Origin of the sequence: Nocardioides alkalitolerans DSM 16699 (assembly GCF_000426525.1) — a bacterium.
GTDB lineage: Bacteria > Actinomycetota > Actinomycetes > Propionibacteriales > Nocardioidaceae > Nocardioides > Nocardioides alkalitolerans.
Genome location: NZ_AUFN01000012.1, coordinates 376,958 through 393,616, shown reverse-complemented (window position 1 = coordinate 393,616; position 16,659 = coordinate 376,958). Strand labels below are relative to the sequence as shown.

Sequence of the window (16,659 nt, the reverse complement as noted above, 5' to 3'; positions counted from 1 at the left end):
CAGCATGGCCGCAGCGGGGCTGGAAGGATCAGCCCTTCGTGGTGAGTGGGAGGGTGCGGGGTGCTGCTGCTGGTGAGGGCCGACCGGGCGGAGGTCGCGGAGACGCTCGACCGTGCCCGGGTGGAGGCGGGCGTGGGCCCGACGGACGACCGGGGCTGGACCGCGGCGTGGTGCGCGCACGGGAGCCTGGCGCTGTTCGCAGGGCGCACCGACGTCATCGGGTTCTGGGACGCCGTCGAGGAGCAGGACACCGACGACCGTCAGGGACGGTGGTGGTCGCGCTGGCGAGGTACGGCGGAGGCCGAGCGCTTAGGGCAGGGCGATGCTCACGAGACCGGCGTCGCAGCGGTGCGTCCGGAGCCGGAGGTGGGCGAGGGATCCGGTGCGGACGAGGCGGTCCACGGGCTCGTCGCCGAGGTCGCCGGCCCGTCGGGGAGCCTCGTGTTCCGGAGCGACGGCAAGCGCACCGAGGGCGATCTACCGGCGTTCGCGGCCGCTCTCGCCGCGCTGTTCCCGCCGGCGACGCAGGCACCCGTGCGCCCGGTCCCGGTGCCCCTCAGTGCGCGGGAGCAGAAGCAGGCCGCGCGCCGGGAGCGGCGTCATCCCGTCCCGGACCGTCCTGACCACCTCCTCGACCCCGAGCGTGCCGTGGTGGTCGCGTTCGAGCGCAGCCGTGGCTGGGTCGACGAGCTGGTCGAGGGCCTCGAGCACGTGCTGGCGCTCCCACGCGTCGGGTCCGCGCCGACAGAGCGCATCGTCGTGCTGCAGCGGGGTGACGAGTCGCTCGCGCGGATGGCCGCCCGGATCGCAGCGAACACCACCGATCCCGTCCGGATGACCCGCCTCGGTGACGGGTGGCACGCCCTCGAGCCCTCGACACCGACGGAGGTCGACGAGCTCTTCACCGCGCTCGCCGGCGTCGTCGCCGCGGCCGGTCCCCGACGCAACCCGGTGGTGGCGCTGTGGAGAGCGCCCGACGGTGCGTGCGGTGTGGACGTCGCGCGCGGCGACACGTGGTTCGGCCGGTCGACGTGGGGCACGGGGTGGCTCGAGGTCGGCCCCCGCGACACCGAGCTCGCCGACGACCTCGCGGCCTTCCTCGCGTTCCAGGTCGCAGGCAAGGAGCGGGATCACGTCGACATGGTCGCGCTCCGGTCGCTCGTCCGGGCCGACGACCGCACCAGGGACCCGCTCGAGGAGCTGAGCGAGGTGCTCAGGCTCCCGCGCCAGGGGGTGGCCCTCCTGGACGGCATCGACCCGCCCGACCACCTGACCGAGGTGGTGACCCCTGCCGGTTTCTTCCGCACCTGGCGCGAGGCCGTGCGGGACGACGCGGGCTACGAACCGCGCCTGCCTCGGCCGGTGCGGGTGGCGGGGGCGTGGCTCACCGTGGCCGCGGCGGTCGTGCTCCTCCTGCTGGCGGGCGTCATGATCGCCACGGTGGCGACCGACGGTGCCTTCGTCGACGAGCCGAGCGCGACGGGGGAGGACTGGGCGTTCACCGCCCTGGCGGTCGTGCTGTTCCTGCTCGCCGCCGGCGCCGCGAGGGGGCGCTTCCGGCGGTTGCGGTCGTCGAGGCCGCAGCCGTGATCAGGGCGCTGGGTTCCCGGACGGGATCCTCCGTCGTGACGGGCGTCCTGTTCGGTGCCTGGACAGGCGTGTCGACGCATCTGTGGCTGGACTCGAGATCGTCCGTGTGGCAGACGGTCGCCCTCACCGTCGGCGCCGGCGCGTTCTTCGGCGCCGGGTGGTACGCCTTCCACCCACGCCTCGTGGCGGAGGTCGAGGCGAAGCAGCGTGGCGTGCCGTACCTCCACAGCCGGGGGTGGATCCGTCTCCAGCTCGTCGTCTTCACGGTGGGTCTGCTGCTGCAGCTGTCGGTCCTGGTCCCCGCCGTGGTCGACGGAGACTCGAGGGCGACGATCCGGTACGGCGCGTTCGCGGCGATGTTCGCGCTCCTCCTGGCGCTCCCGGTCCGCCAGTGGCGCGCCCGTCGTCGCCACGACGCCGGGGCGACGTCGTCCGGGCCGCCCTCGCCGGGTGCTCAGACCTCCTGACCGCTCGCGGCACCGCCCGGTCACCCCGTGGCGAACGGCCACTCCCACCGCAGCGGCACGACGAGGCGCGCCCGCGGGTTGCCGTCCCAGTCCACGGTGAGGCCGGCTGCCGTCAGCACCTCGACCACGGTACCGGCGACCGCGACCGCCTCCTCCTCGAGCCGGCCCGACATGCCGCTGAAGCCGATCGCGAGCTGGTCGGTGAGGACGAGCCGGTCGAGGTCCTGCGTGTGGCTGTAGACGTAGCCGATCGCCCCGTCGAGCCGGAGCGCCTCCTCGTAGCCGAGCTGCGCGCCCTCACCCGCGTCGAAGGCTGCCCCGAAGGAGACGGCCACTCCGCGCGTCGGCAGGGTCGCGAGGGCCTCCACGAGGGCCAGCGCCGCGGGCGACGGGTCCGTCACGACCGCGTCGTGCGCGGCGACGACCCGGTCGAGCAGGGCGACCGCCTCGTCGTACGCGAGCTCCGGCTCGTCGGGGTACAAGCGCGGGAACTCGCCCGTGGCGACGAGGTCGTGCAGCTGGTCGCGGAGGTCCTCGAGGTCGTCGAGGCCGCGGGCGACCTGGAGCATCAGGCTGCCCGCGAACGTGCTGTCGGAGGGCGGGTAGGGCGTCGAGAACGCGGCGTGCCGAGACGTCATGCTCGGCACCGTGTCCCTCGCGGCGCGGGACGAAACGGGGCGGCGACCTGTAACGCTGGGCCTCCGACGCACCAAGGAGGGGCATGACATCGCAGAGACCGGCTGACGTGGCCCTGATCGGTCGCGACCCGGACGCGTTCGAGGTCTTCTACCGCGAGCACGTCGCTGCCGTCGGACGGTTCGTGGCGCGCCGGGTCGACGACCCCCACCTGGCGGCCGACCTCACCGCCGACATCTTCCTCGCTGCGATCGACGCCGCGCACTCCTACCGTCCCGACCGGGGGAGCCCCCTCGGCTGGCTCTACGGGATAGCCCGCAACGTGCTCGCCGACCGGGTGCGGAGGCGGGCGCGCGAGCACCGGGCGGTCCAGCGCGCCGGAGGGCGGCGGCCTCTCGAGGCTGACGCCATCGCTCGGCTCGAGGAACGCATCGACGCCGAGCGCGCGGTCCGCGAGGTCCTCCACGTCCTCGACGCCCTCCCGGACCGCGACCGGCGGCTCTTCGAGCTCGTCGCCCTCGACGGCCTGACCATCGTCGACGCCGCGGCCGTGCTCGGGGTGAGACCGGGGACCGCGCGGGTGCGGCTCCACCGCACCCGCGCCCGCGTCGACCGGATGCTCGCCGGGCCTGCGGCACCACCGGTCACCCCGCCCCCCGCCGCCCCTCACCTCCAGGAGGTCACCCCGTGACCAGCGCTACACACTCCCTCGACAGCTTCGAGCAGGACCTGCTCGCGGAGATGCGGTCGGTCGTCTCCGCTCGCGCCGGCGACGCCGCGGCCCACCGGGAGCCCCCGGCGCGACGTGCACGACCGGCACTGGTCGTAGCGGCCGCCGGTGCCCTCGTGGCGGGGGTCTCCGCCGCCCTGCTGACGGGCGGCAGCCCGGCCTTCGCGGTGGCGACCACGGACGACGGCTCGATCGTGGTCAGCATCAGCGAGCTCACCGACAGCGACGGGCTGGAGGCGGCGCTCGCCGAGCACGGCGTGTCGGCCGAGGTCGTGTACGCCGGGGACGGGTCAGCTGTGGGCATCGACCCGGGCGGCTGGGTCGACGTCGGCACCACCTCGGCCGGCCCCGACATCGCTCCGACGGACCCCACGCGGATGGACCTCACGTGGGCCGGTGGCGACGGCGCGGCCGCCGCGGATCCCGCAGCGTCGTGCGGTGGCAGCGACGGGGCCGCCCCGATCACGCTGGAGCGCGACGGGTCCGGGTACGTCGTCACGCTCGCCGGGCCCACGCTGGGTCAGGACAACGGGCTCCGGCTCTCCACCGTGACGGGCCCGGGAGGCGACTCCCTCTTCGCCTCGTACTCGTACGGAGCGTTCGTCTGCGGCGCCGGCGTGTCGGGCTGAGGACCGGTCGCGGCTCCCGCGACCGCGTGTGCCAGAACCGGCCGTACCCTCGGACGATGGACACCATCGAGTTCGTCGTCGGCCGTTCGCGCGGCGGCATGGCCGTCATCGACCCGGTGGTCAACGGCACCAGCATCGTCGACCGGGTGGTGGCCGCCCACCGCTCGCTCTCCACGTCGTTCGTGCCCATCGAGGCCGGGTACGTCGACGCCCGCCACTTCCTCGACCGGCCGACGGTGGTGATCGAGGAGGTCGGCGCGGACACGGCGCCCGCCGACGACGGCCCGATCGAGGTCGGCGCCCACACGGGGGAGCAGCACGACGGCGTCGCCGTCGCGGGGTGCAGCTGCGGCGGTGGGCCCGGGTGCAGCGGGCTGTTCGTCGACCTCGTGCTCTGGCCCTGGGCGGTGCACTGGGAGCGGGTGACGCTCGGCGACGGCAGCCCGGTGGAGGGCGTCGGGCCGTTCCAGTTCAACCGCGGGCGGTACGACGACGCGATCGAGCGCCTGGAGTCCGACCTCACCCACTGGTCCTAGGCAGGGTGCCCGCCGAGTGCCGGCATGGTCGTCGCGCCCGACGAGATGCCGGCTGTCTCGATCGAGGGCGGCTACGCCGCGCTGGAGGTGCCGGGACGGCGCTGACGGACCCCCTTATCCGGCCGGCTCTGTCGACGTACGGTCGCCGGCGACGAGGGCGACGGCGACCGTCGTGAGCACCACGGCATAGCAGGTGAGCACCGCAGCTCCGGCCGGCAGGCTGAAGAGGACCAGGCCGTCGACCGACACCGGACTACCGGAGCCCAGCAGGCTGGAGGTCGTCGGCTTCACGGTCAACCATCCCTGCGCCATCGCGACCACGCCTGTCACCACCAGGAGCGCTCCTCGCGCCCGCGTCCTCGCCAGGAGCACCTGCAGCGGGACCGCGACGGCGCCGACCGCCAGCACGACGCCTGCGTAGAGCAGCCAGGCGAACAGACTGGGGGTGCCGCCGGTCCGGGGTTCGATCCCGTAGATCTGAGCGGCACGGCCGACCTCCAGCGCTCCGCCGAGCAGGAACGCGGCGACGTGCACCACCAGGACCGTCAGGGCCACGGCGGCGGTCGGCGGAAGACGGGAGAGGGACGCCACCGGGTCAGCCTGGACCCGGGTACGGCGTGCCGGTCTGAGCCCCCGGGCTCAACTCTCGGACGAACTGGTCCAGAGAAAATGCTGAACGTGTTCAAAAGTGCGCCTAGGATCGCCGTACCGTTCGAGCATCGGCGCTCGGAGGTCGATCAGACGCAGGAGACCACGTGCGAACGAGCGAGTCGGATCTGCTGGCACCACCGCACGACACCTCCGTCTGGACTCCGCCGGCCGGGTCGCGGAAGCTCGGCGTCTCCCTCGGTAGCGGAGCGGTGATCGTGCTGATCGGCGCGGCCGCGCTGTCGCTCCACCGGGTCGTCGCCCTGGGCGGCCTCGTCGGTGTGCTGCTCAGCAGCATCCTGATCGCCTCGGCGCTCCCGCGCCCCGTCGCGTGGGGCGTCTCGTGGCTGGCCCTGGCGGGCTTCGTCTGGTCGCTGTTCGGTGGCGCGGGTGGCGTCCTGGCTCCGCTGGTCGCCGGGGTCGTCGTCAGCCTGTTCCTCCTGCTGTGGGCGACGGCCGCCGGCGTCGTGCTCCACCTGATCGGCGATCAGGCCCCCGAGCCGGTCGTCTCCGAGGCCGTCCGGCGGCAGTGACGGGTCGGACCACCGTTTCACCTGGCATACCGAAGGGGATCGTTCGCTCTATGTCCTGGCCTCCCGAGTCCGACTCCGCGGCCACGCCGCCACGACCCGTCGGTCCCGGCGCGGCGTACGGCGTGGAGGCCTACCCCGCCCAGCGCAACGAGGTCATGGACAACGGTGCCGGGTCGGGTGACCTGGCCGGTACGACGGTGGGGCTGGTGCTCGTCGCGATCGCGGACACGATCGGAACGGCCATCGCCGCCGCCCTCGGCCTGGGGTGGCCCGGTGACGGCGGCGACTCGTCCGGTCCAGCCCTCGCTGCGACCCTGACGCTCGTGGCTCCCTGGGTGCTGCTGGCCGCCGCGGTGGCCGGATCGATCGTCCTGCGCCTGCGGCAACGGCCGGCGTTCTGGGCCCCGATCGTCGCGGGCCTCGTCTCGTTGCTCGCGTGGGGCATCGGGATCGCCCTCCTCACCGGCGGCTGACGGGAACCGGTCAGCCTCTCTGCTGGTGCGCGACGGGGAACCGGACCTGCACGACAAGGCCACCGTCCTCCCGGGCGTCCAGGGTCAGCACGGCCCCGTGTGCCCGGGCGATCGAGGCGACGATGGCCAGTCCCAGTCCGCTGCTCGACGGGGCGTGCGCCGACCTCGTGCGGCCGCGGCCCCGGACGAAGGGCTCGGTGAGGGAGTCCAGCACGGCCGGGTCGACGACGTCCCCCGTGTTCTCGATGGTGAGCGACGCGGCGCCGTCGTCGGCGATCGTGGTCACCCAGATGGTGCCGCCCGGCCCCGGCTGGTGCTCGGCGGCGTTGCGCACCAGGTTGCTGACGAGGCGCTCGTCGAGGGTCCGCGAGGGACTTGCCCGCACTGCGCAGACCGTGTCGGGGAGCGACCCCGGGGCCGAGGGCGAGTTCGACGGCTCCGTGCCGGTGGACGCCGACATCCCGGCACTCACCGGTCTGGAACCCGACCCGTACGACGCCCTCCGCGCCGCCGAGGTCGATACGGCCGCCGACGGGGTGGAGATCGGGTCACCAGCGGGTGGCGCAGTCGCGCCTACCAGCAACGCCTCCTCGACCGGGCTGTGGAGAGGTACGGCAGCCGGGAGGAGGTCGAGCGCTGGGTGGCCACCCCCGAGGGACTCCGCCCACGTCACCGGGGACGCCGTCGACATCGGGCCGACCGACGCGGCGTACTGGATGTCGCGGTACGGGGCCGCTCACGGCCTCTGCCAGACCTTCGCCCACGAGATATGGCACTACGAGCTGCGGGGGACGTCCGACGGCACATGTCCGCCGGCATCGTCCTAGGGGCGGGGCAGGGGAGACGTACGCCGCCGCAGCGTCAGACCGGGTCGCCGCGGAGCACCACGCGTACGGCGAGGTGGTCGCTCTCGGCGATGCGCCGGGTCCCGGCGGCGGTGACCGCGAGGGCGTGGTCAGGATCGTCGAGCAGCACGTGGTCGAGCTGCACCCGCGGGCGGGAGGCAGGGTGGGTCGTCGTACGCAGTGCCGACGCCATCCCGGTCGAGCCCGCCGCGATGCGGTGCGGCAGGTTGAGGTCGCCGAGCAGCACCAGGGGCCGGGGCAGGTCGCGGCACCACCGGACCACCTCGCGCAGCTGGGCGCGGGCGCGCAGCGGGCTGAACGACAGGTGGGTCGTCACCACGCAGACGTTCCCCGCCGGGGTCGTGATCACGGCGGCGAGCGCCACCCGGGGCTCGTCCGGCACCCACAGCAGGCGGCTCCCCGCGCCGGGCGGAAGGGGAACGGGCAGCCGCAGCCGCGACGGCTCCATGCGCAGCTCGCGCCATCCGCGCACGGGATGGCGTGAGAGCAGGGCGATGCCGTACGACGGCGCTCCGGGTCGGTCGAGCGGATCGGGGTCGGCCGGTCGGAACGTCGTCGGCGATCCGGGAGTGCCGTGCACGGCCGCCGCGAACCGCGTGTGCCACGACGGACCGTCGCTCCGGAGGCGGTCGGCGAGGACCGTGGTCTGGTCGATGGAGCCGCTGCGGGGGAGCCGGTGGTCGACCTCCTGGACGGCCAGCACGTCGACCTCCAGCGCCGCGGCCGCGTCGGCCCACCGGCTCCATCCCGCGGGGTCGAGCACCCCTCGGTGGTCGCGCCCGCTGGCCGCGTTGGCCGTCGCGACGGCGATCGACGGTGGCATGTCGACCACGGTAGGACCGGGTGGCTAGCCGACCGGGGGCCAGGCGTCGTGGCTCATGACGTCGACCTCGAACGCGAGGCTGCTGCGGTCCTCGAACCCCGGGGTGCTGGGTCGCGCCGAGACGACGATGCCGGTCGCGCGGTCGAGGGCCACGTCGTACGACGACGGGTAGGTGTTGCCGGGCTTGTGGAAGCCAGCCTCGTCGGCCGCCACGCGTGACCACAGCAGGGCGCAGCAGCCGCAGGTCGCCTGGTAGTCGGCGAGCGGTGCGAGACGGGCGGTCCACGTCTCCCGGCCGGACCGGACCTCCGAGCCGACACGGTCGACCGCCACGCCCGACGAGAGCTCCACGGGGTCGAGGAGCGCGACCCAGCTGTAGTTGCGCCAGACCGGGTCGCCGTACGCGATCGACAGATCCTGGGGACGGGCGCTGACGAGCCCGTCCGTACGGCGAACGGGCTCGACCTCGTTCGGCCGTTTCACCGTGAGCTCGGAGGCGGTGCCGCTGAAGGACACGTACGCAACCGAGGGTCGATCCTCCTCGAGGACCTGCTCCTCGCCGGTGGCCGGACGCACCCTCGTCCGCCCGGGACGCTCGACCCAGGCCTCGGCCTCGCCCAGACCACCGCGGTAGCGCAGGTGCGCCGATCGCCACAGCCACGGCGAGCTGCGGGCGAGCGCCTGGAAGTCGTCGGCGGTGGGCATGTCGGGACGATAGCGGCCAGTGGCCGCCGATGGGCTGATGCTGGATGAGGGGCGCTGGGCTCGGGTCGGCGGTGGTTGGTGGACGTGGGGGGCTCGCGTCTGCGGTGGTTGAGGAGGGCCGCTTGGCCCGTCTCGAAACCACGCCCACGGTGGTTGAGGAGGGCCGGGATGCTCGCGCCTGCGGTGGTTGAGGAGGGGCGGGATGCTCGCGCCTGCGGTGGTTGAGGAGGGGCGGGATGCTCGCGCCTGCGGTGGTTGAGGAGGGCGGGGTGCTCTCGCCCGCGGTGGTTGAGGAGGGCCGGGATGCTCTCGCCTGCGGTGGTTGAGGAGGGCCGCTAGGCCCGTCTCGAAACCACGCCCCCTCTCGGCGACTGAAAGCCGCTTGACCTGGTCAAACAGTTATCCCCAGATCGCCTCCAGTGCCTGGCGATCGAACGCCTGATCGAATAGAGTTAAGACATGAGCCAGCCAAGCGCCACCTCCGAGCGCATCGCCTTCCCGGCGGTGCTGCTCGACGGTGCGCGGGCAGCGCTGGCCCGCCAGCGGACAGCTGAGGTCGAGGTCCTCGTCGCGGTCGCGGACTGGGCCGACGCGCACACCGAGGACGGCGTGGTGGCCGACCAGTACGGCCCGTTCGGGCTGCTCCGCCACGATGCCCATCTGCTGCCGGGAGCCGATGTGTTCGGTGAGCTGGGTGGCCCGGGCGCTCCGTTGGTGTCGGAGTTCTGCGTCGTGGAGATCGCGGCCGCACTCGGCCTGTCGACCGACTCCGGTCGCCGGCTGGTCGGTGAGGCGGTCGAGCTGCGCCACCGCCTTCCGCGGCTCTGGAACCGGGTGATCGACGGGGCTCTGCCGGTGTGGAGGGCTCGGAAGATCGCGCAAGAGACCACCCAGCTCACGTTCGAGAGCGCGGACTTCGTCGACCGCCACCTCGCACCCGTGGCGCACAAGACCGGGATGGTCACCGCGCAAAAGCTCGTGGCCGAGGCGGTCGCCCGGTTCGACCCCGAGAAGGCGGAGCTCGACCGCGCCGACTCCGACGCCACCCGGCGCTTCGACATCGACCTCCAAGGGCAGGTCGACCCCGCCCGAGGGGTCGTGGCAGTGTCCGGGACCCTCGACCTCGCCGACGCCCTCGACCTGGAGAACGCCGTGTCGCGCGTGGCCGCTGACCTCGCAGCGGCGGGGTCGCTGGACTCCCTCGATGTACGGCGTGCGTCCGCAGTGGGAGAGATCGCGCGGCGCCAGACGACGCTCGACCTCAGCGGCTGCGCCGATCAGACCGACAACGATGTGGCCGCGTCGGCCGCGTCGGCTGCGACGCGGTCGAAGGCCCGTCAGGTCGTGATCCACGTCCACCTCGCCGAAGCAGCGCTGACCGACCTGGACCCGAACGCCTGCGGCGGCGTCGACCTGGCCCGGGTCGAGAAGACCCGCAGCTTCGTGCACGCCGAGCAGGTCCGCGAGTGGTGCCGCGCCACCTCCACCCAGGTCGTCGTGAAACCGGTCATCGACCTCCGGGACCAGGTCACGGTCGACGCCTACGAGGTGCCCGACCGGATCGCCGAACGCGTCCGCCTCACGAGGCCCACCTGCGTCTTCCCCCACTGCACGAGGCCGGCGCGGGGCTGCGACCTCGACCACGTCGACGAATACGTCACGCCCGACCCGAACCACCCAGGCAACGGCGGACCACCGGGCCAGACCTCCACGACCAACCTCGCCCCGCTGTGTCGCCGACATCACCGCGTGAAGACCCACCCCTCGCTGAGCGGCATCGGCCGAGAACGAAGGTGGCGCTACCGGCGCCTGCCCGACGGATCGTTCGTCTGGACCAGCCCCCACGATCAGCAGTACCTGGTCGATCCGCACGGCACGATCCCGCTGCCCGCCTGACCGCGCCCACCACGTCATACCACCCGATCGCGCACCTCAGCGACGCCACCGTCGCTGGGGTGTGCCGTCATGCCCGGACTGCGTAGACCACCCGGTGCCACCCGGACCGCTGATGCGTCGGGTGCGGAGCCAGACCGAGGGCGGCGTCAGTCGACGACGCGGCACGGCGCGACCGCGCCCTGGACGATCCGAGCGTCGACCCAGCTGCGAGTGCCGCTGGAGGTGCTGAGGCCGTCCTCGTCGGCGGGCTCGTCCGGGAGGTGCTCGACCGAGACGTCGACGACGAGCGTCTCGTCGTCGCGGACGGTGCCGGGCGCGAGGGAGATGACGAAGCGGTCGCTCCCCAGCTCCAGGCTGATCCCGCGGTCCGCCCGGGCGACGCCGTCGAGTCCGTCGCGCTCGCACTGCCCACCGCCCGGTACGTACGTGATCTCCGCCGTGACCCCGACGTCGGCCAGGGCGGCTTCGAGGCCCTCGGCGTCCTCGATGCGGTTGACCTCGACCTCGATCTCGCCGGAGTTGCCCTCCTGCACGGAGTACGCCGGCTCTGCTCCGATGCCGGGGACCACGACGACGACGACGGCGGTCGCCACCGAGGCGACGGCGAGAGCGGTCCAGGCGAGACGGCCCCTGGTACGGCGCGGGCCGAGTCGCTCACCCGTCCTGCCGGTCACAGGGCTCGTCTTCTCGACGTCCTCGCGCAGCTTCGTCAGGAGGCGCGACTCGAAGGTGTCCAGGTGATCGTTCATGGCGTGACCTCACGGCAGGTCGAGATGGGTTCGGTGAGACCGAGGGACGTGCGCGCCCGGTGGTAGCGCACGCGGGCGGCACCCGGCCTGATGCCGAGCGCAGCGGCGGCCTCGACCAGGCTGAGACCGTCGACGGCGACCAGCTCGACGACGTCGCGCTGCGAGGCGGGCAGCCCGGCGATCCGACGCAGGAGGGCTCGCGCCTCCCGCTCGCTGTCGATGCGCTGGGTCAGGCGGAGGATCGCATCGTCGTCGAGGAGTGCATGGCCCTGCAGCCGGGACACCACGCGGGCCGCCTGGGCCCGGGAGCGACGGTGCCCGGCCACGACCCTCCGGGCGATGCCGTAGATCCACGCTCGCGGGTGCGCGGCCTCGCCGCGGTAGCGACGGCTCGCGTCGATGGCAGCGACGAACACGTCCGCCGTGAGGTCGGCCGCGTCCTGCGGGGTGGTGACCCGGCGGGCGACGTACTGCTGCACGGCGTCGACGTGGGCGCGGTAGAAGGCCTCCAGTGCGTCGGGATCCCGACCGATCGCAGCGATGCCCTCGTCGTCTGTCATGCCCGTATGTGGTCCCACGTCCTCTCAGCGTTACACCTCCGCTGCCCGCGCTGAGCGCGTTGCAGCAGACTGACGCCGTGAGCCGCGCGCAGACCGTCCTCGACCGCATCGTCCGCGCAGCGGAGGAGGACGGGTTCGGCGCCCACGCCGCCCACGTCCGCGTCGACGGGCGGACGGCGGTCCGCCACTGGAGCGAGGACGTCCCGCGCGACATCCACTCCGCCGCCAAGGGCGTGTGCGTGCTCGCGGCCGGCATCGCCGCTGACGAGGGCCTCGTCGACGTCGACGCACCCGTGTCGACGTACCTGCCCGACGTCCCTCTCGGGAACGGCGTCGAGGCGGTCAGCATGAGGCACCTGCTCGGCATGACGAGCGGCATCGACCTGCCGTGGTCACCCACCCTGATGACGGACTGGCCTGACCTCGCGCGCGAGTTCCTCGGCCGTCCGACCAGCGGCCGGGCCTTCCAGTACTCGAACGCCAGCACCTACACCGCGATGCGCGCGCTCGGCGCCGTGGTGGGCGACGTCGCCGGGTGGCTCGGTCCGCGGCTGTTCGAGCCGCTCGGGCTCGGGGCGCCGTACTGGGAGCACTGCCCGAACGGCTGGATCGTGGCGGGCGAGGGCCTGCACCTGCGCGCCGAGGAGCTCGCGCGCATCGGCCGGCTGATCGGCGACGGAGGCGTGTGGGAGGGCCGGCGCCTCGTGTCGTCGCGGTGGACCGACGCCCTGCACTCCGACTGGCACGAGCGCGAGGCCGGACCCGGCTACACGCGCTACGCCCTCGCCGGGTGGGGCGGTCCGGGCGACGCGTGGCGCCTGCACGGTGCGTACGGCCAGATGCTGATCTTCCTCGACGACGCGGTCGTGACGATCACGGCCGACGACCACCTCGGGGCCGACCAGATGGCTCGCCGCGTGGTCGAGGCCCTGCGGTCGTGAGGCCGCCTGCTGCCGGTCAGACCTTGCCGCGCAGGATGCGCCGGAAGTAGGTCTGGGGGAGTCCGTAGCGGTCGGCCAACCAGGTCGTCCGACGGGGTCGCGTGAGGTCGACGAAGGGCACCGACGGCGACGGTCGACCGTCGCGGTCGATCTCCACGAGCATCAGCCGGCGACGGTCGAGCGTGATCGGCATGACGGTGTAGCCGTCGTACCGGGGCAGCCGGGCCTCGGGAGTGCCCGGCGCCGCCGTGAGGTGGGCCGCGAGCACCGAGACCTGGTCGCGCAGCGCCCCTCCGGAGGGCCGCGTGCGGAGATCGGCGCAGTCGCCGAGTGCCCAGACGGCCGGGTGGCGACGGTGGCGCATCGTGTGGAGGTCGACGTCGGCCAGCCCGGCTGCCGTCGTGCCCGCCAGACCGGCGTCCTCGATCCAGCGGGGTGCCCGGTAGTGCGGCACGACGTGGGCGAACGCGAGGTCGTCGACCACCTCGGTGCCGGTCGGCGTCGTGACGGTGACGGCACGGTCGCCCAGCTCCGTCACGCTGGCCTCGCGGAGCACGCGCACGCCGTACGACGTGAGCGCCTCCTCGACCCGGCGGTCCGGGACGGGGACGGCCAGGGCCGTGGCGTACGGCAGCACGAGGACCACGTCGAGCCGGTCGAGGACGCCCCGGCGGCGCCAGTGGTCGCACGCCATCAGCAGCGGCTTGAGCGCGGTGGGACCGCAGGGGGCGGGCTCGGGCGGCACGGTGAAGAGCACCCGGCCGGCGGTGAGGTCGCGCAGCGCGGGCCAGACCCGGGACGCGGACTCGCCGACGAAGGTCGAGGCGGCCCACCCCTCGTCGTACGCCCGGGCGAGCCCCGGGGTGGCGTCCCAGTCCTCGTCGAGACCGGGGCAGAGCACCAGGGTGGAGGTGCTCAGGGTCCGCCCGCCGGCGGTCGTGACGGTGGGTCCGTCGGAGGCGCCCGGATCGACCGAGACGACGTGGTCCGGCACGAGCGTGCAGCCGTCGGGCACGAGGCTGCGGGTGGGGCGCTCGACCGCTGACATCGGGGCCAGTCCGGCGCCGACGTAGTTCAGCAGCGGCCGGTAGTGGTGGGTGGTGCGCGGCTCGACGAGCGCGACGTCGTCGACACCCTCGCGCAGCAGCCGGGCCGCGAGGGAGATGCCGGCGTTGCCGCCCCCGACGATGGTCACGGCGTGGTGGTCCATGGTTCCCTCCAGGTGCGGTCGACCGGTCGGGCCTCGGACGGGGTCCGTCGGCGCAAGTGTCCCGTGCGTGTCCAACCACCGCCTCCGCCGTCGGCCGCGCGCCGGCTGGCCCTACGCTTCGGGGCGTGACTGCGACCCTCGTCGCGAAGGAGCTGGCCGGCGGCCACGGCCATCGCGTGCTCTTCGACTCCCTCGACCTCACCGTCGCGCCCGGCGACGTCGTCGGCGTCGTCGGTGCCAACGGGGCCGGCAAGTCGACGCTCCTGCGGCTCCTGGCCGGCGTCGACGAGCCCATGGACGGCCAGGTCCACCTCGCTCCCTCCGACGGCTTCGTCGGCTGGCTGCCCCAGGAGCACGACCGGGTGCCGGGGGAGACCGTCGCCGCGTACGTCGGGCGCCGTACCGGCGCCACGGCCGCGACGGAGGCGATGGAGGCCACCGCCGCCGACCTCGGGTCCGACGTGCCGGGGGCCGACGACGCCTATGCCGCCGCGTTCGACCGCTGGATGGCCAGCGGCGCCGCGGACCTCGAGGACCGCCTGCCGGCCGTCCTCGCCGAGCTCGGCCTCGACGTCGGGGCCGACGCGCTGATGACGTCCCTCTCCGGCGGCCAGGCCGCACGGGCCGCTCTGGCTGCGCTGCTGCTCAGCCGCTTCGACCTGGTGCTGCTCGACGAGCCGACCAACGACCTGGACCTCGACGGGCTGGAGCGTCTCGAGACCTTCGTGCGCGGGCTGCGCAGCGGCGTCGTCCTCGTCTCGCACGACCGCGAGTTCCTCGCCCGCTGCGTCACCCGGATCGTCGAGCTCGACCTGGCCCAGCACCAGGTGGCCGTCTACGACGGCGGCTACGAGGCCTACCTCGAGGCCCGCGCCGTCGCACGGCGCCACGCGCGGGAGGCCTACGAGGAGTACGCCGACAAGCGCGGCGACCTCGTCGCCCGCGCCCGCACGATGCGCGAGTGGAGCTCCCAGGGCGTGCGCAACGCGATGAAGAAGAGCCCCGACAACGACAAGATCCGGCGCCGGGCGCAGACGGAGTCGTCCGAGAAGCAGGGCCAGAAGGTCCGGCAGATGGAGTCCCGCATCGCGCGGATGACCGAGGTGGAGGAGCCCCGCAAGGAGTGGGAGCTGAAGTTCGACATCGCTGCCGCGCCGCGCTCCTCCACGATCGTCGCCACCCTCGACGAGGCGGTCGTCGCGCTCGGCGGGTTCACCCTCGGCCCGGTGTCGTTGCAGGTCGAGGCCGGGGACCGCATCGGCATCACCGGGCCCAACGGTGCGGGCAAGTCGACCCTCCTGCAGCTGCTGCTCGGCCGGCTGGCCCCCGACGCGGGGCGTGCCTCCCAGGGCGTCTCCGTGGCGGTGGGCGAGATCGACCAGGCCCGCACGGGGCTCGCCGACGACCAGCCCCTCGGGACGGCGCTCGAGCTCGCGCTGCCCGACTGGACCCCCGCGGACGTGCGCACCCTGCTCGCCAAGTTCGGTCTCAAGGCCGACCAGGTGGGCTCGCTCGTCGGCCGGCTCTCGCCGGGGGAGCGCACCCGCGCGGCCATGGCGCTGCTGCAGGCGCGCGGCGTCAACCTGCTCGTGCTCGACGAGCCGACCAACCACCTCGACCTGCCGGCGATCGAGCAGCTCGAGCAGGCACTGGCGTCGTACGACGGCGCCCTGCTGCTCGTCTCGCACGACCGCCGGCTGCTCGAGAACGTCGCGCTCGACCAGCGCTGGCACGTCGTCGACGGTCAGGTCCAGCGCCGGTCCTAGGGTCGGCACGCGTCGTGCCCAGCCGACTGGTAGGACTTGGCCAGTCGGATCGGGCCGACGGATCTCGTGGAGAGGCACCTCGTTGTCGCAGCAGCGTCGCAACCCGCCAGGCTCCGCGGGCCTGGGCAACGCCACCGCTCGGGCGCTCCTCCGGCCCGGCGAGCCGCTCGGTCTCGGCCTGACCGACTACGCGGAGTCCCTCGCGTCGCGGTTGACCCTGCAGGCGTACGGCGAGGTGAGCGACACCGACTGGCTGCAGAAGCGGTACGCCGAGATCGTCCCCCTGGTGCTGGTCGACGCGCTGGACGCCGTCGAGCGGGGCGAGCCGATGCCGGAGACCACCCTGGCTGCGGTACGTCGTCACGCGGCGGCGTGCTCCGAGCCGGTGTCGCCGGGCACGGTGTTCCGCGGTGCGCTCCCGGCCCTGCGGGTGTTCGGCGAGGTCCTGCACCTGACGATCCGGGCCGACCCCACGAAGGCGTTCGTCGCGATGGCGCGCGCGTCGGCCGTGGCCGGCGAGCTGGGCTCGTCCTGGGCGGAGGGCTGGGACGAGGTGCGGCACCCCGAGGACGTCGGCACCGCAGGGGCGGCCTCGGTGGGCGACCCGGGGGCGGGCGAGGCGGGCAGCACGATCGTCGCCGTCGACATCGCCGGCCCCGACGCGCAGATGCTGCTGCTCGCGGCGGGCGGCAGCTCCAACGCCGAGATCGCCGAGGAGACGCACTACAGCCGCCAGGCGGTGACCTGGCGGCTGTCGCGCCTCATGAAGCGGTGGAACGCCCGGAACCGGGCAGCGCTCGTCGCGAACGGGTTCTCCCGCGGTGTGCTCGAGGTGCACGAGGAGCCACCCACCCCGGGTGCTGACCCCAGGGCCCCGCGCTAGACGGTGCCGGTCGGGCGC

Annotated in this window: 20 protein-coding genes; 12 read left to right on the top strand and 8 right to left on the bottom strand. The window is 73.7% G+C overall.

The annotated features are described in order from the left end of the window. Nucleotides 1-60 precede the first annotated feature (60 nt). Together K329_RS0111735 and K329_RS30880 are read left to right on the top strand one after the other, a co-directional pair. Nucleotides 61-1,590: a hypothetical protein gene (locus tag K329_RS0111735; RefSeq protein ID WP_028473192.1), complete on the top strand. Its 1,530-nt coding sequence runs from the start codon at nucleotides 61-63 to the stop codon at nucleotides 1,588-1,590. Between the two features lie 104 nt (nucleotides 1,591-1,694). Further along, nucleotides 1,695-2,057, top strand: coding sequence for a hypothetical protein (locus K329_RS30880; protein ID WP_028473191.1), 363 nt, complete (start codon nucleotides 1,695-1,697; stop codon nucleotides 2,055-2,057). A gap of 20 nt (nucleotides 2,058-2,077) precedes the next feature. Here the strand turns inward: K329_RS30880 and K329_RS26350 are convergent, their stop codons facing one another. Further along, a complete protein-coding gene (locus K329_RS26350) occupies nucleotides 2,078-2,695 on the bottom strand; it encodes a DUF6891 domain-containing protein (RefSeq protein WP_052336777.1) in 618 nt (205 codons plus the stop codon). 83 nt (nucleotides 2,696-2,778) lie between these two features. On the opposite strand from K329_RS26350, the gene K329_RS26345 reads away from it, so the two are divergent. From K329_RS26345 to K329_RS0111710, 3 genes are read left to right on the top strand one after another with little or no spacing between them, the layout of a single operon-like run. Continuing rightward, complete coding sequence (locus K329_RS26345) at nucleotides 2,779-3,384, top strand: RNA polymerase sigma factor (protein WP_052336776.1); 606 nt, start codon at nucleotides 2,779-2,781, stop codon at nucleotides 3,382-3,384. Further along, entirely contained in the window at nucleotides 3,381-4,052 is a 672-nt protein-coding gene (locus K329_RS29555; protein ID WP_052336775.1) for a hypothetical protein, read from the top strand. The genes K329_RS26345 and K329_RS29555 overlap by 4 nt, the downstream gene beginning before the upstream one ends. 56 nt (nucleotides 4,053-4,108) lie before the next feature. Next, nucleotides 4,109-4,588, top strand: a complete 480-nt coding sequence (locus K329_RS0111710) for a hypothetical protein (protein ID WP_028473190.1) — start codon at nucleotides 4,109-4,111, stop codon at nucleotides 4,586-4,588. A 114-nt stretch (nucleotides 4,589-4,702) separates the two neighbouring features. Here K329_RS0111710 and K329_RS0111700 read toward each other — a convergent pair whose 3' ends face one another. Further along, the gene (locus tag K329_RS0111700) at nucleotides 4,703-5,179 is read right to left on the bottom strand and encodes a hypothetical protein (RefSeq protein WP_157571690.1); all 477 of its coding nucleotides are present in this window, start codon (nucleotides 5,177-5,179) and stop codon (nucleotides 4,703-4,705) included. Between the two features lie 269 nt (nucleotides 5,180-5,448). On the opposite strand from K329_RS0111700, the gene K329_RS0111695 reads away from it, so the two are divergent. Together K329_RS0111695 and K329_RS0111690 are read left to right on the top strand one after the other, a co-directional pair. Further along, nucleotides 5,449-5,769, top strand: a complete 321-nt coding sequence (locus tag K329_RS0111695) for a hypothetical protein (protein WP_028473188.1) — start codon at nucleotides 5,449-5,451, stop codon at nucleotides 5,767-5,769. 50 nt (nucleotides 5,770-5,819) lie between these two features. Further along, nucleotides 5,820-6,242, top strand: a complete 423-nt coding sequence (locus tag K329_RS0111690) for a hypothetical protein (RefSeq protein WP_028473187.1) — start codon at nucleotides 5,820-5,822, stop codon at nucleotides 6,240-6,242. Between the two features lie 10 nt (nucleotides 6,243-6,252). Here K329_RS0111690 and K329_RS0111685 read toward each other — a convergent pair whose 3' ends face one another. After that, on the bottom strand, nucleotides 6,253-6,627 hold the full coding sequence (locus K329_RS0111685; RefSeq protein WP_028473186.1) for a sensor histidine kinase: 375 nt from the start codon (nucleotides 6,625-6,627) through the stop codon (nucleotides 6,253-6,255). A 61-nt stretch (nucleotides 6,628-6,688) separates the two neighbouring features. Here K329_RS0111685 and K329_RS31265 point away from each other — a divergent pair, with 61 nt between their 5' ends. Further along, a complete protein-coding gene (locus tag K329_RS31265; RefSeq protein WP_084541227.1) occupies nucleotides 6,689-7,069 on the top strand; it encodes a M15 family metallopeptidase domain-containing protein in 381 nt (126 codons plus the stop codon). 34 nt (nucleotides 7,070-7,103) lie between these two features. Here K329_RS31265 and K329_RS26330 read toward each other — a convergent pair whose 3' ends face one another. Continuing rightward, nucleotides 7,104-7,931, bottom strand: a complete 828-nt coding sequence (locus tag K329_RS26330; protein WP_157571687.1) for an endonuclease/exonuclease/phosphatase family protein — start codon at nucleotides 7,929-7,931, stop codon at nucleotides 7,104-7,106. Nucleotides 7,932-7,955: 24 nt separating this feature from the next. Beyond that, complete coding sequence (locus K329_RS0111670) at nucleotides 7,956-8,636, bottom strand: hypothetical protein (RefSeq protein WP_028473185.1); 681 nt, start codon at nucleotides 8,634-8,636, stop codon at nucleotides 7,956-7,958. 459 nt (nucleotides 8,637-9,095) lie between these two features. On the opposite strand from K329_RS0111670, the gene K329_RS0111665 reads away from it, so the two are divergent. Beyond that, complete coding sequence (locus K329_RS0111665; RefSeq protein WP_028473184.1) at nucleotides 9,096-10,532, top strand: HNH endonuclease signature motif containing protein; 1,437 nt, start codon at nucleotides 9,096-9,098, stop codon at nucleotides 10,530-10,532. Between the two features lie 146 nt (nucleotides 10,533-10,678). Here K329_RS0111665 and K329_RS26325 read toward each other — a convergent pair whose 3' ends face one another. Together K329_RS26325 and K329_RS26320 are read right to left on the bottom strand one after the other, a co-directional pair. After that, nucleotides 10,679-11,281 carry a hypothetical protein gene (locus K329_RS26325; protein WP_043643061.1) on the bottom strand — a complete coding sequence of 201 codons (603 nt, stop codon included), beginning with the start codon at nucleotides 11,279-11,281 and terminating at the stop codon, nucleotides 10,679-10,681. Continuing rightward, on the bottom strand, nucleotides 11,278-11,841 hold the full coding sequence (locus tag K329_RS26320) for an RNA polymerase sigma factor (RefSeq protein WP_043643059.1): 564 nt from the start codon (nucleotides 11,839-11,841) through the stop codon (nucleotides 11,278-11,280). Before K329_RS26320 ends, K329_RS26325 begins: the two co-directional genes overlap by 4 nt. Nucleotides 11,842-11,918: 77 nt before the next feature. On the opposite strand from K329_RS26320, the gene K329_RS0111650 reads away from it, so the two are divergent. Beyond that, nucleotides 11,919-12,782 (top strand): serine hydrolase domain-containing protein, encoded by an 864-nt coding sequence (locus K329_RS0111650; RefSeq protein WP_028473183.1) that lies wholly within the window; start codon nucleotides 11,919-11,921, stop codon nucleotides 12,780-12,782. A 16-nt stretch (nucleotides 12,783-12,798) separates the two neighbouring features. On the opposite strand, the gene K329_RS0111645 is transcribed toward K329_RS0111650, so the two are convergent. Continuing rightward, nucleotides 12,799-13,992 carry an NAD(P)/FAD-dependent oxidoreductase gene (locus tag K329_RS0111645; protein ID WP_028473182.1) on the bottom strand — a complete coding sequence of 398 codons (1,194 nt, stop codon included), beginning with the start codon at nucleotides 13,990-13,992 and terminating at the stop codon, nucleotides 12,799-12,801. Nucleotides 13,993-14,117: 125 nt separating this feature from the next. Here K329_RS0111645 and K329_RS0111640 point away from each other — a divergent pair, with 125 nt between their 5' ends. Both K329_RS0111640 and K329_RS29550 read left to right on the top strand, forming a co-directional pair. Beyond that, nucleotides 14,118-15,758 carry an ABC-F family ATP-binding cassette domain-containing protein gene (locus tag K329_RS0111640; RefSeq protein ID WP_028473181.1) on the top strand — a complete coding sequence of 547 codons (1,641 nt, stop codon included), beginning with the start codon at nucleotides 14,118-14,120 and terminating at the stop codon, nucleotides 15,756-15,758. 82 nt (nucleotides 15,759-15,840) lie between these two features. Beyond that, the gene (locus K329_RS29550; protein ID WP_028473180.1) at nucleotides 15,841-16,641 is read left to right on the top strand and encodes a helix-turn-helix transcriptional regulator; all 801 of its coding nucleotides are present in this window, start codon (nucleotides 15,841-15,843) and stop codon (nucleotides 16,639-16,641) included. Nucleotides 16,642-16,659: the final 18 nt, after the last annotated feature.

Excerpts from the sequence above, each read along its gene's own strand:
- K329_RS26350 (WP_052336777.1), bottom strand. The coding sequence starts at position 2,695 with ATGACGTCTCGGCACGCCGCGTTCTCGACGCCCTACCCGCCCTCCGAC.
- K329_RS26345 (WP_052336776.1), top strand. The coding sequence starts at position 2,779 with ATGACATCGCAGAGACCGGCTGACGTGGCCCTGATCGGTCGCGACCCG.
- K329_RS0111710 (WP_028473190.1), top strand. The coding sequence starts at position 4,109 with ATGGACACCATCGAGTTCGTCGTCGGCCGTTCGCGCGGCGGCATGGCC.
- K329_RS0111690 (WP_028473187.1), top strand. The coding sequence starts at position 5,820 with ATGTCCTGGCCTCCCGAGTCCGACTCCGCGGCCACGCCGCCACGACCC.
- K329_RS26330 (WP_157571687.1), bottom strand. The coding sequence starts at position 7,931 with ATGCCACCGTCGATCGCCGTCGCGACGGCCAACGCGGCCAGCGGGCGC.
- K329_RS0111670 (WP_028473185.1), bottom strand. The coding sequence starts at position 8,636 with ATGCCCACCGCCGACGACTTCCAGGCGCTCGCCCGCAGCTCGCCGTGG.
- K329_RS0111665 (WP_028473184.1), top strand. The coding sequence starts at position 9,096 with ATGAGCCAGCCAAGCGCCACCTCCGAGCGCATCGCCTTCCCGGCGGTG.
- K329_RS26325 (WP_043643061.1), bottom strand. The coding sequence starts at position 11,281 with ATGAACGATCACCTGGACACCTTCGAGTCGCGCCTCCTGACGAAGCTG.
- K329_RS26320 (WP_043643059.1), bottom strand. The coding sequence starts at position 11,841 with ATGACAGACGACGAGGGCATCGCTGCGATCGGTCGGGATCCCGACGCA.
- K329_RS0111645 (WP_028473182.1), bottom strand. The coding sequence starts at position 13,992 with ATGGACCACCACGCCGTGACCATCGTCGGGGGCGGCAACGCCGGCATC.